Here is a 15,039-nt window from a genome sequence, read left to right as displayed (position 1 = left end):
CCGAAGGGACACCCGGCCGCCGGCCCCGAACCACGAGACGGACGACGAAGAGGGCGGCACCCCGCACGAGGCGCCGCCCTTTCGTTCGTCTCTTCCGGACACTGGAGGCCGTGGCGGGATTCGAACCCACGTAACTCGCTTTGCAGGCGAGCCCCTGAACCACTCGGGCACACGGCCGGGTTGGTGTGCTGTCCCGACTGTAGGCCGCGTGGTGGGGGAGGGGGCAAGGGTGTGGGGCGGGCCGCCATGGACTCGCAATGCGGGGCAATGTGACGTTCATGAAGGCCCGTAGGGGCGGCCCGTCGGTCAGGGGCGCGGTCGGGTGTCCCGTACGGCGACCAGGCCGTTGAAGACGCCGATGTAGGCCGTGCCGTCCGGGCCGAGGGTGATCGGGGCCCAGTTGTTGTCGTAGAGCGGGCCGGTGCCGGTCAGGCGTTTCCAGCGGGTGTGGCCGGTGCGGAAGTCGACGGCGGTCAGGTACCAGGCGTCGATGCCCAGGCGGTGGGGGTCCTTTGTGTAGTAGTAGAGGAGGCCGTTGGCGGTGGAGAGCTTGGCGACGGTGGAGGGGGAGCGCTCCTTGCTCTCCCAGACGGTGTCGCAGCCGCCGCCGTCCGGCCGGATGTCGATCCTGGTGATGCCTCCGACGACGGACTTCCCCAGGAGCAGCGAGGTGACGTTCTCGTAGCCGTAGTTGTTCTCGACGACGAGGCTGTTGCCGTAGCCGATGAGGGAGTTGTCGGTGGTGGAGGCGCCGGAGGTGAAGACCGGAACCTTGCAGACCAGGCGGTCGGCGTCCGGTCCGGTGCGGCGGTAGACCAGCACGTTCATCCGGTCGTCCGCGTTGTCGGTGATGGCCGCGTAGGGGTGGGCGGCGTCGCCGAGCAGGGTGGGCGTGGTGCCGGACCCCTGGTTGATGGAGCCCGGTTTGCCGCCCGTACCGCGGTCGTAGGCCTGCCGCCACTGGATCCGCGGGGTGCCCGAGGAGTCCGCGCGCAGGCTGTACAGGGCGTGGTCGGAGACGAGGGAGACGCCGTCCTCGGCCGCCGAGAAGCTGTTCTGGATCTCCTCGCCGGGCAGCCGGATGGTGCGTATCGTGCCGCGGTCCGGGGCGATGGTGCCGATCCGTCCCTTACGGGTCACCCACCAGATCCGGCCGTCCCAGTCGGGCTGGACCGAGGTCACCGGATCGCACTGCCCGCGCGGGTAGAGGTTGGTCCAGCCGACGCAGTCGTGCGGGACGTACGGGGTCAGGTCCCAGTCGCGGTCGACGGTGAAGTGCCAGCGGCCGTCGGCGGACCGGCCGTGCGAGAGCCGCAGGACGTGCTGGCGGGAGTCGGCCAGCACGACGCGGTCCTTGTTGTCGAGGTAGAAGTAGGCGCCGCCCGAGGTGTCCTTGAAGATCTTGGAGAAGTCGAGGCGGGTGACGGCCTCGACGGTGGAGGGGCGCTGCGGCAGCCGGTACTCGGCGAGCGTGTCCAGGCTCGCCGGGTCCAGGAGCTTGAGCCGGAAGCCCTGGAAGGTGCCGCAGACCGTCAGTATCCGGCCGCCGGAGTCGAAGGTGACGGTCGCGCACTCGCCGCCGAGCGTCGCCATCCGCTCGCTGCCGACGGCCGGGTGCGCGCCGAGCGGCCCGGGGAAGGGGTGGGTGTCGCTGCCGGCGCCGTCCCCGTGCATACCGGCCCGCCCGTTGGGCGCCAGATACGGGTGCTGCGGCGGCGCCTGGTCGGCGGGCAGCGGGGCGGCGGTGGCCGGGGCGCCCTCGTACTGCGGGACCAGCCGGTGGCCCGGGGCGGGCGGAATCGGTGCCGCCCGCGCGGCCGGGGCGAGCGCCGCCGAAGCCGGCAGCGCGAGTACCAGGGCCGCCAGAGCGGTGGCCGCGCGGGCCCTCGATCCACTCCGGTCGGGCCCAAAGAGCCTGTGTCGCATGGGAGTTCCTCATCCATCCGTCGGCAACGGCGGCCGAGGCTAAGGCGGCGGGGCGCAGGAGTCCATGGCTTCCGGGGCGCTGCCACGGAGTGTTCATACGGCCGAACGGCCGGCATCGGGACCGCGCGGCGTAGGACCGACGACCGACCCGATCCCCGTCTCCCGACAGGGGCGCACCCGCCCTACGACCCTTACGCTGGCCCGATGACCGCTGACCGCCCCGCCCTGACCGCGCCCCCCGGCAAGGCAACCGCCGACGGCACCGACGGCGTCCTCGGCCGCGCCCACCGGGCCCTCACCCTGGGCATCATCTCCGTCGTCTCCCTCGTCGCTTTCGAGGCCAGCGCCGTGAACACCGCGATGCCCGTCGCCGCGCACGCCCTGGACGGCATCGGCCGCTACGCCTTCGCCTTCTCGGCCTTCTTCACCGCGAGCCTGTTCGCGATGGCGCTCTCCGGCGAGTGGAGCGACCGGCGCGGGCCGCTCGCGCCGCTGTTCACCGGGATCGCCGCGTTCGGGGTGGGGCTGCTGATCGCCGGCGGCGCGCAGACCATGGGGATGTTCATCGCGGGCCGCGCGGTGCAGGGCATCGGCGGCGGGCTGGTGGTGGTCTCGCTGTACGTCGTCGTCGGTCGCGCCTACCCCGAGCGGCTGCGCCCGTCGATCATGGCGTCGTTCTCGGCGGCCTGGGTGGTGCCGGTGATCGTCGGCCCGCTGCTCGCCGGGACCGTCACCGAACAGCTCGGCTGGCGCTGGGTCTTCCTCGCCATCCCCATGCTGATACTGCTGCCGCTCGCGGTGATGCTGCCGGCGCTGCGCAAGCTGCCGCGTACGGAGCCGGGCCCGCGCGGCGGGGTGCGGCACATGCTGACCGACCGGCGCTGCCGGCTCGCGCTGGCCGTCGCGGTGGGCGCGAGCCTGCTGCAGTGCGCGGGCCAGCATCCGGCCTGGTCCGCGCTGCCGCTCGCGGCCGCCGGGTTGGCCCTGCTGGTGCCGGCCATCGTGCGGCTGCTGCCCCGCGGCACGTTCCGGGCGGCGCGCGGACTGCCGACCGTCGTGCTGATGCGCGGTCTGGCGGCCGGTGCGCTGGTCGCCGCCGAGAGCTTCATCCCCCTGCTGCTGGTCACCCAGCGCGGACTGTCCGCGACGCTCGCCGGGCTCTCCCTCACCGGCGGCGGACTGACCTGGGCGCTCGGCTCGTACGTCCAGAGCCGCCGACGCCTCGAACCGCACCGGGAGCGCCTGATGGGCCTGGGGATGCTGCTCCTGGCGACGGCGATCGCCATGGTGCCGCTGGCCCTGCTCGACGGGGTCCCGGTCTGGATCGTCGCGGCGGCCTGGACGGTCGGCGGTTTCGGCATGGGCCTGAACATCTCCAGCGGCGGCGTGCTCCTGCTCAAGCTGTCCCGCCCGGAGGAGGCCGGCAGCAACTCCGCGTCCCTGCAGATGTCGGACGCGCTGGGCAACGTCACCTTCGTCGGCATCAGCGGCGTCCTCTTCGTCGCCTTCGGCGGTGGCGCGGTGGCTGCACATGCCCCCGCGACGACTGCCTCCGCGAGCTCGGCCGCCCATCCGGCGGCCTTCGTGGCCGTGTTCGCGGCGATGGCCGGGGTCGCGGTGGCGGGGGCGGTGGTCTCCTTCCGTCTGCGCCCGTCCGCTGCGCTTGGCTGACCTCCCACGTTGTCGGCTGTCCCGCCGTGGGGGTTTCGCGTGGTTCGCCTGCGGCGGGCGGGGTCCGCTGCGCGGGGCTTTCGGGTGGCGGTGACGGGCCTGCGGGGCAGGGGTGTGGGACTGCTGCGCTTTACGTCCCACACCCCTGCCCCTCCGGCCCGTCCCCTCCCGTGGGTGGGTGGTGAGGGTCGGTTGCGGTGGTCGTGAATGCTGCCGGACCCTCACCGTCGTGGCCGAGCACCGCGGCGGCAGGGGGAGAGCCGTGAGTGGGGGACTGGACCACTCGGGCGCGCTCCCACCGGCCCTTTTCCCTTCCCACCCACGGGAGGGGGCGGGTCTGCGGGGTTGGGTGTCCGGACGTAAAGCGCAGCAGTCCGGACACCCAACCCCGCAGGCCCGTCACCGGCAGCCGAACAGCCCCGCGCAGCGGCAACAGCCCGCCGCAGGCGAACCGACAACAACCCCCACGGCGGGACAGCCGACAACGTGGGAGGCGGGCCAAGCGCAGCGGACGGGCCGCGGGCGAACGGTGAGAAGGCACACGGTGCCGCAGCCGACAACGTGGGAAGCCGGCCAAGCGCAGCGGATAGGCTTGCGCGGTTGCCGACCGCCGACCCAGCCGACGGAGACCGTGACTACCACCACCAGCGCCACCAACAGCCATCACCTGTCCCCGGCCTTTCCCGGCCGGGCGCCTTGGGGTACCGCGAACAAGCTGCGTGCCTGGCAGCAGGCGGCCATGGACCGCTACATCCAGAGCCAGCCGAGAGACTTCCTCGCCGTGGCGACGCCCGGGGCCGGCAAGACGACCTTCGCGCTCACGCTCGCCTCGTGGCTGCTGCACCACCACGTCGTACAGCAGGTCACGGTCGTCGCGCCGACGGAGCACCTGAAGAAGCAGTGGGCGGAGGCGGCGGCCCGGGTGGGGATCAAGCTCGACCCGGAGTACAGCGCCGGGCCGCTGGGCCGCGAGTACCACGGCGTCGCGGTGACCTACGCGGGCGTGGGCGTACGGCCCATGCTGCACCGCAACCGGATCGAGCAGCGCAAGACGCTGGTGATCCTCGACGAGATCCACCACGCCGGCGACTCGAAGTCCTGGGGCGAGGCGTGCCTGGAGGCGTTCGAGCCGGCCACCCGGCGGCTCGCGCTGACCGGTACGCCCTTCCGGTCGGACACCAACCCGATCCCGTTCGTGACGTACGAGGAGGGCAACGACGGCATCCGCCGGTCGGCCGCCGACTACACCTACGGCTACGGCAACGCGCTGGGCGACGGCGTGGTCCGGCCGGTCATCTTCCTCTCCTACAGCGGCAACATGCGCTGGCGGACCAAGGCCGGCGACGAGATAGCGGCGCGGCTCGGCGAGCCGATGACCAAGGACGCGGTCTCGCAGGCCTGGCGGACCGCGCTGGATCCGCGCGGCGACTGGATGCCCAACGTGCTGCGGGCCGCCGACCAGCGGCTGACCGAGGTCCGCAAGTCCATCCCGGACGCCGGCGCGCTGGTCATCGCCTCCGACCAGGAACAGGCGCGGGCGTACGCCAAGCTGATCCGGGAGATCACCGGACAGGGCGCCACCCTCGTCCTGTCCGACGACTCCGGCGCCTCGCAGCGCATCGACGACTTCTCGCACTCGCAGGAACGCTGGATGGTGGCGGTGCGGATGGTGTCGGAGGGCGTCGACGTACCGCGCCTGGCGGTCGGGGTGTACGCCACCACCATCTCGACGCCGCTGTTCTTCGCGCAGGCCGTGGGGCGCTTCGTCCGCTCCCGCAAGCGCGGTGAGACGGCCTCCGTCTTCCTTCCCACCGTTCCGACCCTGCTCGGCTTCGCCAACGAGATGGAGGTCGAGCGCGATCACGTGCTCGACAAGCCGAAGAAGGACGGCGAGGAGGACCCGTACGCCGAATCCGAGAAGGAGATGGAGGAGGCGAACAAGGAGCAGGACGAGGACACCGGGGAGCAGGAGCAGTTCTCGTTCGAGGCGCTGGAGTCCGAGGCGGTCTTCGACCGGGTCCTCTACGACGGCGCCGAGTTCGGTATGCAGGCCCATGCGGGCAGCGAGGAGGAGCAGGACTACCTCGGCATCCCCGGGCTGCTGGAGCCCGACCAGGTGCAGATGCTGCTGCAGAAGCGGCAGGCCCGGCAGATCGCCCACAGCAGGAAGAAGCCGGACGCGGAGGCGGATCTGCTGGAGATCCCGGCCGAGCGGCGTCCGGTGGTCACGCACAAGGAGCTGCTGGAGCTGAGGAAGCAGCTGAACACGCTGGTGGGGGCGTATGTCCATCAGAGCGGCAAACCGCACGGCGTGATCCACACCGAGCTGCGCCGGGTGTGCGGCGGGCCGCCGAGCGCCGAGGCCACCGCCGGGCAGCTGAGCGAGCGGATCAAGAAGGTACGGGAGTGGGCGACGCGGATGCGCTGAGCGCGTCCCCGCCGTGCGGGTGGTGCTCCGCGGACGCGGGGTGCCACCCGCTTCCTGTGCTGTGACGGACCCGTGACCTTCAGCCCAGGCTGAAGCACAACACGCCCTCATGAGCGGGCTAATCGGGATATTCCAGGCGTGGTAGCCCGGATTCTGGACGGACTCTTCCGCTGACCGGACTGGCTCGCTACTGTCCCGGTCACGCACACGCCCCGTGGCAGCGCCGCCGCGGAGCGCAGCCGGTGCCATGCGGCCGGCGGCCTCTTGCGCGCGCTGCTCCGGGACCCGCAGCGCGTCGCGCCCGAGTGCCGCCACTCACCCAGGAGGGGCGTCGTGACCGCAGAGACCTCCCAGACACTCGACCGTGGACTGCGCGTCCTGAAACTTCTCGCCGACACCGACCACGGGCTGACCGTCACCGAGCTGTCCAACAAGCTCGGCGTCAACCGCACCGTGGTCTACCGACTGCTGGCCACGCTGGAGCAGCACGCCCTGGTGCGCCGCGACATAGGCGGCCGGGCCCGGGTGGGCCTGGGCGTACTGCGCCTGGGTCGTCAGGTGCATCCGCTGGTCAGAGAGGCGGCGCTGCCCGCCCTGCGCTCCCTCGCCGAGGACGTGGGGGCCACCGCGCACCTCACCCTGGTCGACGGCACGGAGGCCCTGGCCGTCGCCGTCGTGGAGCCCACCTGGACCGACTACCACGTCGCCTACCGGGCCGGCTTCCGCCATCCGCTGGACCGGGGGGCCGCCGGGCGGGCGATCCTCAAGGCCCGTCAGGGCCGGCTCCAGGACGCCGGACTCGCCCTGACGCACGGCGAGTTGGAGGCCGGCGCCAGCGGTGCGGCGGCGCCGCTGCTGGGGGTGAGCGGGATCGAGGGGAGCGTGGGCGTGGTGATGCTCGCGGACAACGTCTCCGAACGGATCGGCCCGCGGGTGGTCGACGCGGCCCGGGAGGTGTCCGAGGCGCTGCGGTGAGGCCGGGGCGGTGCGGCGGGGCCGGCGGCGCCACCACGGTGACCGCGGCGGCGGCCCCGGTGCCCGCCCGCCGCCACCCGGCCGCGTCCACGGAGTGTGAAGGGCCCGTGGGCGTGCGGTGAGCCCGTAGCGCCATAAGGGCCTGGTGGGGCGGGGGTCAATTAGGGTGGCGGGGTGTCTTCCCGCGCTCGCGCCCTGGCGCTCTGCACCGCCCTGGTCCTCGGCCTCGTCGTCACCGCGATCCTCGCCCCGCTGCCGTACTCGGTGGCGTATCCGGGGATGACGGCGAACGTGCTCGGCGACGACAAGGGCAAGCCGGTGATCACCGTCACCGGTGCCGGGACCCGCCGGACGAGCGGGCAACTGCGGATGACCTCGATCGTCGCCACCGGCCCGGAGGCCTCGGTCCACCTGCCGGACATCGCCAAGGCCTGGTTCCGTACGGACGAGGCCGTGATGCCGCGGGAGGCTGTCTACCCGGTGGGCGACAGCACCGAGGAGATCGCCGAGCACAACGCCGAGCAGATGGAGCACTCGCAGGACACCGCCACCGCGGCCGCCCTCGACCAGCTGGGCAAGTCCTCCAAGGGCATCAAGGTCAAGCTGAGCCTCGCGGACGTCGGCGGGCCCAGCGCCGGGCTGATGTTCGCCCTCGGCATCGTCGACAAGCTCGACGGGGACGGCGCGGGCCACGACCTGACCGGCGGCCGGACCATCGCCGGTACGGGCACCATCACCGCCGGCGGCAAGGTCGGCGCGGTCGGCGGCGTCCCGCTGAAGACGCAGGCCGCGCACCGCGACGGCGCCTCGGTCTTCCTGGTGCCCCGCAAGGAGTGCGCGGAAGCGCAGGCGGAGCTGCCGAAGGGGATGCGGCTGATCCCGGTCACCACCCTCGACGGCGCGGTGGACGCGCTGAAGGCGCTGCGGGCCGGCGGCAAGCTCCCCAGCTGCTGAGCCGGGGAGCCGGCAGCGGCCCGTCGCGCCGAGGGAGTGTCCCTACCCCTCCTTGATGAACCCCTCCTGCAGCAGCCAGTCCTTGGCGACCTCGTGCGGGTCCTCGCCGTCCACGTCGACCCTGCGGTTGAGCTCCCGGGCGACGGTGTTGTTCAGGGCCTTGGTGACCGGGGCCAGCACCTCGGCCATCGCCGGGTGCTTCTTCAGCGACGCGGCGTTGATCTCGGGGGCGGCGTTGTAGTTGGGGAAGAAGTGCCGGTCGTCGGCGAGCACCCGCAGATTCATCGCCTTGATCCGGCCGTCGGTGGTGTACACCTCGCCGAACGTGCAGCTGCCGCCCTGCTCGATCTGGGTGTAGATGACACCGGCGGCCATCCGCCGCACCTGGGCGGGCGGGATCTTCATGCCGTACTTCCGGGTCATGCCGGGCAGCCCGTCGTTGCGGGTGGCGAACTCGTTCTCCACGCACAGGGTGACCGCGCCGGGGTCCTTCTTCAGCAGTTCGCCCAGGTCGGAGAGTGTCTTGGTGCCGTGCTTCGCGGCGTCGGCGGGGCTCAGCGCCAGCGCGTAGGTGTTGTTCAGTGTGGAGGGCGGCAGCCAGACGACGCCGTTCTTCCGGTCCTCGTCGCGGACCACCCGCCACTGCTCCTGCGGATCGACGACCGGCGTGGTGTGGCCGAGGTAGGTGATCCAGCCGGTGCCGGTGTACTCGTACGCGGCGTCCGCGGTGCCGGACTTGACGGCCTCCCGCGCGCCGATCGAGCCCTGGATGCTGGTCTTGTCGATGACCTTGGCGCCGGCCGCCTCGAAGACCAGTCCCATGATCTGGCCGAGGACGATCTGCTCGGTGAACTCCTTCGAGGTCACGGTCAGCTGTGCCCCGGTGAGCGGCCGGTCCGGGTAGCTGGCGTTCGGCCCCGGCAGGACGTTGTCGGTCATCGCGCTGCCGCTGACCAGGCCGCAGCCGCCGAGGGCGAGCGCCGCCAGCAGCGCGACGACGGTGATCAGCCGGCCGGGCCCCCGGCGGGCGCTCATGCGGCCACCTCCAGGCCGCGCGGCCGCAGCAGCAGTTCGGCGAGCGAGGCCAGCCACTCGACGAGCAGAGCGAGCATCACGGTCAGCACCGAGCCGAGGATGAGCACGGGCATCCGCTGGGTGACGATGCCCGCCGAGATCAGATCGCCCAGGCCGCCGCCCCCGCCGAAGGTGGCCAGCGTCGCGGTGCCGACGTTCAGCACCAGCGCGGTCCGCACGCCCGCCAGGATCAGCGGCACCGCCAGCGGCAGCTCGACCGTGGTCAGTACGCCGGTGGCGGACATGCCGATGCCCCGGGCCGCCTCGGTCAGCGTCGGGTCGATCCCGCGCAGCCCCGCGATGGTGTTGGCCAGCACCGGCAGCACGGCGTACAGGACCATGCCGACGATCGCCGAGCGGGGGCCGATGCCCAGCCAGATCACGAGCAGGATCAGCAGGCCCAGGGCGGGCACGGCCTGGCCGAGGTTGGCCAGCGCCATCGCGAAGGGGGTGGCGCGGCGCAGTCGGGACCGGGTCAGCGCGATGCCCAGCGGGATCGCGATGATCAGGACGAAGAACGTGGAGATCACGGTGAGCACGATGTGCTGGCGCAGCGCCAGCCACACCTTGCCGTCGTCCACCGCCTGGTGGGCGATGGAGTCCAGCCGGGCGCCGCTGAACCACAGCCAGGTGGCCAGCAGCACGGCGAGCAGGAACGCCGGCATGAAGGTCCACTTCTGCCAGCTGATCCGGCGCTCACCGGGCGGGGCGGAGGGAACGGGCGCCTCGCCGGCCGCCATCTCCCGCTGCTCCATCTCGACGCCGTCGCGGAAGGCGAGGGCCTCATGGGTGCTCGGCCGCTGCTCGCCCGGCCGCGCACCGCTGCCGTCGCCGGCGCTCACGCCCGGCTCCCGGGAACGCCCTCGGGGCCGCCCGCGCCGCCCAGGCCCTCCTGTTCCTGCTGCGTGCGGCGGCTGTGCTGCTCCTGGAGGCGGTGCTGCTGGTCGGCGGCCTCCAGCCGGTCCGCCTCCAGCAGTTCATGGACGTTGTTCATCAGCGTCTCCATGTCGACCACCCCGATGAACTCGCCGCGCCGCCCGGTGACCGCGACCCGGCCCGCGTTGTCGGTGAGCACCGCCTCCAGGGCGTCGCGCAGCGTCGCGTCCCGGGTGACGGTGTCGGCGACCAGGGTGCCGGCCCGCGCCAGCGACCCCTTGGCACGGGCGAGATCGCTGCGGCGCAGCCACTTGTAGGGGCGGCGGTTGCGGTCCAGCAGCAGCAGTTCGTTGTGCGCGCCGGAGCCCAGCAGGTCGAAGACGGACTGCAGCGGATCGTCGATCCCGGCGGTGGGGAAGTCGACCACGCCCACGTCCCGTACGCGGGTCAGGTTCAGCCGCTTGAGCGCCGCGCCCGCGCCGACGAAGCCGGAGACGAAGTCGTCGGCGGGGTTGGTCAGGATCGCCTCGGGGGTGTCGAACTGGGCGATGTGCGAGCGCTCGCGGAGCACCGCGATCCGGTCGCCGAGCTTGATGGCCTCGTCGAAGTCGTGGGTGACGAAGCAGATGGTCTTGTGCAGCTCGTGCTGGAGCCGGATCAGCTCGTCCTGGAGGTGGTCGCGGGTGATCGGGTCGACGGCGCCGAACGGCTCGTCCATCAGCAGCACCGGCGGGTCGGCGGCCAGCGCCCGGGCCACGCCGACGCGCTGCTGCTGGCCGCCGGAGAGCTGGCGCGGGTAGCGGTCGTGGAACTCGCCGGGGTCCAGGCCGACCAGGTCGAGCATCTCCTCGACCCGGCCGGCGATCCGGCTCCTGGACCAGCCGGTCATCTTGGGGACCAGGGCGATGTTCTGGGCGACCGTCATGTGCGGGAAGAGGCCGGAGGCCTGGATGGCGTAGCCGACCTTGCGGCGCAGCCGGACCGGGTCGATGCCGGTGACGTCCTCGTCGCCGATCCGGATCCGGCCGGACGTCGGCTCGATCAGCCGGTTGATCATCTTCAGGGTGGTGGACTTGCCGCAGCCCGAAGGCCCCACGAAGATCACCGTCTCGCCGGCCTTGATCTCCATGTTGACGTTGTCCACGGCCGGGTTGGGGTTGCCCGGATAGACCTTCGTCAGGTTCTCCAGCTGGATGCTCGCGCCCGAGGCGGCGGCGCTCTTCGGCTTTCCGGTCGACTCAGGCACGGATCCCCCTGGAGATGGTCAGGCGTCCGATCAGGACGTACGCGGCGTCGAAGAGGAGGGCGAGGACGGCGATCCCGAGGGTGCCGGCGAGCACCTGGTTGAGGGAGTTGGCGCTGCCCAGCGAGGCGATCCCGCGGAAGATCTCGTTGCCGAGACCGGGACCGGAGGCGAAGGCGGCGATGGCGGCGATGCCCATCAGCATCTGGGTGGCGACCCGGATGCCGGTGAGGATCGGCGGCCAGGCCAGCGGCAGTTCGACCCGCAGGAGCCGGGCGGTGCGCGACATCCCGATGCCCTTGGCCGCGTCCACCAGCGCCGGGTCCACCCCGCGCAGCCCGACGATGGCGTTGCGGACCACCGGCAGCAGCCCGTACAGGGTCAGCGCGATGACCGTCGGCAGGACGCCCAGGCCCACCAGCGGGATCAGCAGGCCGATCATGGCCAGCGAGGGGATGGTCAGGATGGTGGCGGTCGCGGTGGTGGCGAGGCTGCCCGCCCATCCGCTGCGGTAGGTCACGACCCCGACGAGGACCCCCAGCACGGTGGCGAGCACCATGCACTGGAAGACCGCGCTGGCGTGCTGATAGGTGTCCATCAGCAGCTGGGCGTGCCGGTTCTCGACGTACTCCCAGAAGCTCACCCGTCGCTCTCCTCGGTCGGTCAGTCTCCCGAAGCCTGCTGCACCAACGGGATGATCCGCAATGGAACCGGGTTTTCCATCACGATCGCCGTCGATGCCCGCACAATGCCATCAAAGCCCACGACCCGGTCGATCACCCGCTGCAGATCGGCGTTGGAGCGGGCGACGAGCCTGCAGAGCATGTCCCCATGTCCCGTCGTTGTATGCAGCTCCAGCACCTCGGGAACGGTGGTCAAGTGCGCCCGTACGTCGTTGCCTTGACCCTGTTTGATCTCCAGGGTCGCGAACGCGGTGACGGGATAGCCCAGCGCGGCGGGGTCCACGTCCGGCCCGAAGCCCCGGATCACTCCATTCGACTGAAGCCGGTCGAGCCTGGCCTGGACCGTCCCGCGCGCCACCCCCAGCCGCCGCGACGCCTCCAGCACCCCGATCCGCGGCTCCTTCGCCAGCAGCTCCAGCAGCGCCCCGTCCAAATGATCGATCGCCATCGCCGACTCCTTCGATTTCGATGGTCATCATGTACAGATAGCTCGAAGTAACTGCCCTATCGCTATGCATAATGCCCAGTAGATTCGGAAACTATTGCGCACCTTGTGGATCGGAGGGACTCTGCGGCCATGGCAGACACCACGATGCACACCCAGCCCACCACCCCCAGCTCGGCTCGGCAGGCGGACCCCTTCCCGGTCAAGGGGATGGACGCGGTCGTCTTCGCCGTCGGCAACGCCAAGCAGGCCGCGCACTACTACTCCACCGCCTTCGGTATGAAGCGCGTCGCCTACTCCGGGCCGGAGCACGGCAGCCGCGAGACCGCGAGCTATGTGCTCGAGTCCGGCGGCGCCCGGTTCGTCTTCACCTCCGTCATCAAGCCCGTCACCGAACGGGGCCGCTTCCTCGCCGACCACGTCGCGGCCCACGGCGACGGCGTCGTCGACCTCGCCATCGAGGTCCCCGACGCCCGCGCCGCCTACGAGTACGCCGTCGCCCACGGCGCCACCGGCCTTCAGGAGCCCTACGAACTCAAGGACGACCACGGCACCGTCGTCCTGGCGGCCATCGCCACCTACGGCCAGACCCGGCACACCCTCGTCGAGCGCACCGGCTACGACGGCCCCTACCTGCCCGGCTTCGTCGCCGCGCCGCCCGTGGTCGAGCCGCCGGCGAAGCGCTTCTTCCAGGCCGTCGACCACTGCGTCGGCAACGTCGAACTCGGCAAGATGAACGAGTGGGTGGCCTTCTACAACCACGTCATGGGCTTCACCAACATGAAGGAGTTCGTCGGCGACGACATCGCCACCGAGTACTCCGCGCTGATGTCCAAGGTCGTCGCGGACGGCACCAAGAAGGTCAAGTTCCCGATCAACGAGCCCGCGATCGCCAAGAAGAAGTCGCAGATCGACGAGTACCTGGAGTTCTACGGCGGCCCCGGCGTGCAGCACATCGCCCTGGCCACCAACGACATCGTCGCCACCGTGCGTCAGATGCGCGCCGCGGGCGTCGAGTTCCTCGACGTGCCCGACTCCTACTACGACACCCTCGGCGAGTGGGTGGGCGACACCCGCGTGCCGATCGACGAACTGCGCGAGCTGAAGATCCTCGCCGACCGCGACGAGGACGGCTACCTGCTGCAGATCTTCACCAAGCCGGTCCAGGACCGCCCGACCGTCTTCTTCGAGATGATCGAGCGGCACGGCTCCCTGGGCTTCGGCAAAGGCAACTTCAAGGCGCTGTTCGAGGCGATCGAGCGCGAGCAGGAGCGCCGCGGCAACCTCTGACCGGGCGGTCCCGTGGGCCGTAGGCGATCTTCCCTGTACGGCCCACGGATGCGAGGCTTGAGGCATGGACCTCATCGCACACCTGCGCGCCGGGCTCCCCGAGGAAGCCGTCCTGACCGACCCGGACGTCACCGGCTCCTACGCCCGCGACATGGCCAACTTCTGCGCGGCGGGCGCCCCCGCGGTCGTCGTGCTGCCCCGCACCGTCGAACACGTCCAGCATGTGATGCGGACGGCGACCGAGCTGGGCGTCCCGGTCGTCCCGCAAGGCGCGCGCACGGGAGTGTCCGGTGCCGCCAACGCCACCGACGGCTGCATCGTGCTGTCCCTGGTGAAGATGGACCGCATCCTGGAGATCAACCCCGTCGACCGGCTCGCGGTCGTCGAACCCGGCGTCGTCAACGCCGTGCTCTCCCGCGCGGTCAACGAGCACGGCCTCTACTACCCGCCGGACCCCTCCAGTTGGGAGACGTGCACCATCGGCGGGAACATCGGCACAGCGGCCGGCGGCCTGTGCTGTGTGAAGTACGGCGTCACCGCCGAGTACGTCCTCGGCCTGGACGTCGTCCTCGCCGACGGACGCCTGCTGAAGACCGGCCGCCGCACCGCCAAGGGCGTGGCGGGCTACGACCTCACCCGCCTCTTCGTGGGCTCCGAAGGCAGCCTCGGCGTCGTCGTGCGCGCCACCCTCGCCCTCAAGCCCAACCCGCCCCGACAGCTCGCCCTCGTCGCCGAGTTCGCCTCCGTGGCCGCGGCCGGCCGGGCCGTCTGCGAGATCATGGCCCGCGGCCACGCCCCCTCGCTCCTGGAACTGATGGACCGCACCAGCGTCCGCGCCGTCAACGACATGGCGCAGATGGGTCTGCCGGAGTCCACCGAGGTGCTGCTGCTGGCCGCCTTCGACAGCCCCGACCCGGCCGCCGACCTCGCCGCCGTCGGCGCGCTGTGCGAGGAGGCCGGCGCCACCCAGGTCGTCCCCGCCGAGGGCCCCGCCGAGTCCGACCTGCTGCTGCAGGCCCGCAGGCTCGCCTTCACCGCGCTGGAGCGGATCAAGCCCGCCATGCTGATCGACGACGTGTGCGTCCCGCGCTCCCAGCTCGCCGCCATGCTCGAAGGCACCACCGCCATCGCCGAGAAGTACGGCCTGACCATCGGCGTCTGCGCGCACGCCGGGGACGGCAACACCCACCCCCTGGTCTGCTTCGACCCGGCCGACGAGGACGAGGAGCGCCGCGCCCACGAGTCCTTCGACGAGATCATGGCGCTCGGCCTCGCGCTCGGCGGCACCATCACCGGCGAACACGGCGTCGGCATCCTGAAGAAGGAGTGGCTGGCCCGCGAACTGGGCGAGGTGGGACTGGAGTTGCACCGCGGCATCAAGCAAGTCTTCGACCCCCACGGCATCCTGAACCCCGGGAAGGTCTTCTGACCGCGACGCGTTGCAGGAACGACAGGGGGCGCACCCTCCTGTCGT

12 protein-coding genes and 1 tRNA gene are annotated in these 15,039 nt (G+C 71.5%); 6 read left to right on the top strand and 7 right to left on the bottom strand.

Going from position 1 to position 15,039, the window contains the following annotated elements; genetic code table 11:
* Window positions 1–102: 102 nt before the first annotated feature.
* Together WAB15_RS16340 and WAB15_RS16335 are read right to left on the bottom strand one after the other, a co-directional pair.
* A tRNA-Cys gene (locus WAB15_RS16340) sits at window positions 103–177 on the bottom strand.
* A gap of 129 nt (window positions 178–306) precedes the next feature.
* Window positions 307–1,926, bottom strand: a complete 1,620-nt coding sequence (locus WAB15_RS16335; RefSeq protein ID WP_407286705.1) for a hypothetical protein — start codon at window positions 1,924–1,926, stop codon at window positions 307–309.
* Between the two features lie 204 nt (window positions 1,927–2,130).
* Between WAB15_RS16335 and WAB15_RS16330 the strand changes: the two genes are divergently transcribed.
* The 4 genes from WAB15_RS16330 to WAB15_RS16315 all read left to right on the top strand — a co-directional run bounded on the left by WAB15_RS16330 (window position 2,131) and on the right by WAB15_RS16315 (window position 7,954).
* Window positions 2,131–3,597 carry an MFS transporter gene (locus WAB15_RS16330; protein ID WP_407286704.1) on the top strand — a complete coding sequence of 489 codons (1,467 nt, stop codon included), beginning with the start codon at window positions 2,131–2,133 and terminating at the stop codon, window positions 3,595–3,597.
* 631 nt (window positions 3,598–4,228) lie between these two features.
* Complete coding sequence (locus WAB15_RS16325; protein ID WP_407286703.1) at window positions 4,229–6,025, top strand: DEAD/DEAH box helicase; 1,797 nt, start codon at window positions 4,229–4,231, stop codon at window positions 6,023–6,025.
* 333 nt (window positions 6,026–6,358) lie between these two features.
* Window positions 6,359–7,000 carry an IclR family transcriptional regulator gene (locus tag WAB15_RS16320; protein WP_399146955.1) on the top strand — a complete coding sequence of 214 codons (642 nt, stop codon included), beginning with the start codon at window positions 6,359–6,361 and terminating at the stop codon, window positions 6,998–7,000.
* Between the two features lie 174 nt (window positions 7,001–7,174).
* A complete protein-coding gene (locus WAB15_RS16315) occupies window positions 7,175–7,954 on the top strand; it encodes a S16 family serine protease (RefSeq protein WP_407286702.1) in 780 nt (259 codons plus the stop codon).
* A gap of 42 nt (window positions 7,955–7,996) precedes the next feature.
* Here the strand turns inward: WAB15_RS16315 and WAB15_RS16310 are convergent, their stop codons facing one another.
* The 5 genes from WAB15_RS16310 to WAB15_RS16290 form a co-directional block, all read right to left on the bottom strand.
* Window positions 7,997–8,989: a glycine betaine ABC transporter substrate-binding protein gene (locus tag WAB15_RS16310; RefSeq protein ID WP_407286701.1), complete on the bottom strand. Its 993-nt coding sequence runs from the start codon at window positions 8,987–8,989 to the stop codon at window positions 7,997–7,999.
* A complete protein-coding gene (locus WAB15_RS16305; RefSeq protein ID WP_407289233.1) occupies window positions 8,986–9,783 on the bottom strand; it encodes an ABC transporter permease in 798 nt (265 codons plus the stop codon). Before WAB15_RS16305 ends, WAB15_RS16310 begins: the two co-directional genes overlap by 4 nt.
* A gap of 83 nt (window positions 9,784–9,866) precedes the next feature.
* On the bottom strand, window positions 9,867–11,150 hold the full coding sequence (locus tag WAB15_RS16300; protein ID WP_399146952.1) for a betaine/proline/choline family ABC transporter ATP-binding protein: 1,284 nt from the start codon (window positions 11,148–11,150) through the stop codon (window positions 9,867–9,869).
* Window positions 11,143–11,790: an ABC transporter permease gene (locus WAB15_RS16295; RefSeq protein WP_399146951.1), complete on the bottom strand. Its 648-nt coding sequence runs from the start codon at window positions 11,788–11,790 to the stop codon at window positions 11,143–11,145. Before WAB15_RS16295 ends, WAB15_RS16300 begins: the two co-directional genes overlap by 8 nt.
* A gap of 20 nt (window positions 11,791–11,810) precedes the next feature.
* On the bottom strand, window positions 11,811–12,278 hold the full coding sequence (locus WAB15_RS16290) for an Lrp/AsnC family transcriptional regulator (protein WP_399146950.1): 468 nt from the start codon (window positions 12,276–12,278) through the stop codon (window positions 11,811–11,813).
* 129 nt (window positions 12,279–12,407) lie between these two features.
* Here WAB15_RS16290 and hppD point away from each other — a divergent pair, with 129 nt between their 5' ends.
* On the top strand, window positions 12,408–13,565 hold the full coding sequence (gene hppD / locus WAB15_RS16285; RefSeq protein WP_399146949.1) for a 4-hydroxyphenylpyruvate dioxygenase: 1,158 nt from the start codon (window positions 12,408–12,410) through the stop codon (window positions 13,563–13,565).
* 64 nt (window positions 13,566–13,629) lie between these two features.
* Window positions 13,630–14,994, top strand: a complete 1,365-nt coding sequence (locus tag WAB15_RS16280; protein ID WP_399146948.1) for an FAD-binding oxidoreductase — start codon at window positions 13,630–13,632, stop codon at window positions 14,992–14,994.
* The last annotated feature ends 45 nt before the right edge of the window (window positions 14,995–15,039 follow it).

Source organism: Streptomyces sirii, assembly GCF_045690365.1.
Taxonomy (GTDB): domain Bacteria; phylum Actinomycetota; class Actinomycetes; order Streptomycetales; family Streptomycetaceae; genus Streptomyces; species Streptomyces sirii.
Note: the sequence above shows the minus strand (reverse complement) of the source record. Positions and strands in the feature narration are given on the sequence as shown.

Coding starts and splice junctions, on each gene's coding strand:
- WAB15_RS16335 (WP_407286705.1), bottom strand. CDS start 1,926: ATGCGACACAGGCTCTTTGGGCCCGACCGGAGTGGATCGAGGGCCCGC.
- WAB15_RS16330 (WP_407286704.1), top strand. CDS start 2,131: ATGACCGCTGACCGCCCCGCCCTGACCGCGCCCCCCGGCAAGGCAACC.
- WAB15_RS16310 (WP_407286701.1), bottom strand. CDS start 8,989: ATGAGCGCCCGCCGGGGGCCCGGCCGGCTGATCACCGTCGTCGCGCTG.
- WAB15_RS16305 (WP_407289233.1), bottom strand. CDS start 9,783: ATGGAGCAGCGGGAGATGGCGGCCGGCGAGGCGCCCGTTCCCTCCGCC.
- WAB15_RS16290 (WP_399146950.1), bottom strand. CDS start 12,278: ATGGCGATCGATCATTTGGACGGGGCGCTGCTGGAGCTGCTGGCGAAG.
- hppD (WP_399146949.1), top strand. CDS start 12,408: ATGGCAGACACCACGATGCACACCCAGCCCACCACCCCCAGCTCGGCT.
- WAB15_RS16280 (WP_399146948.1), top strand. CDS start 13,630: ATGGACCTCATCGCACACCTGCGCGCCGGGCTCCCCGAGGAAGCCGTC.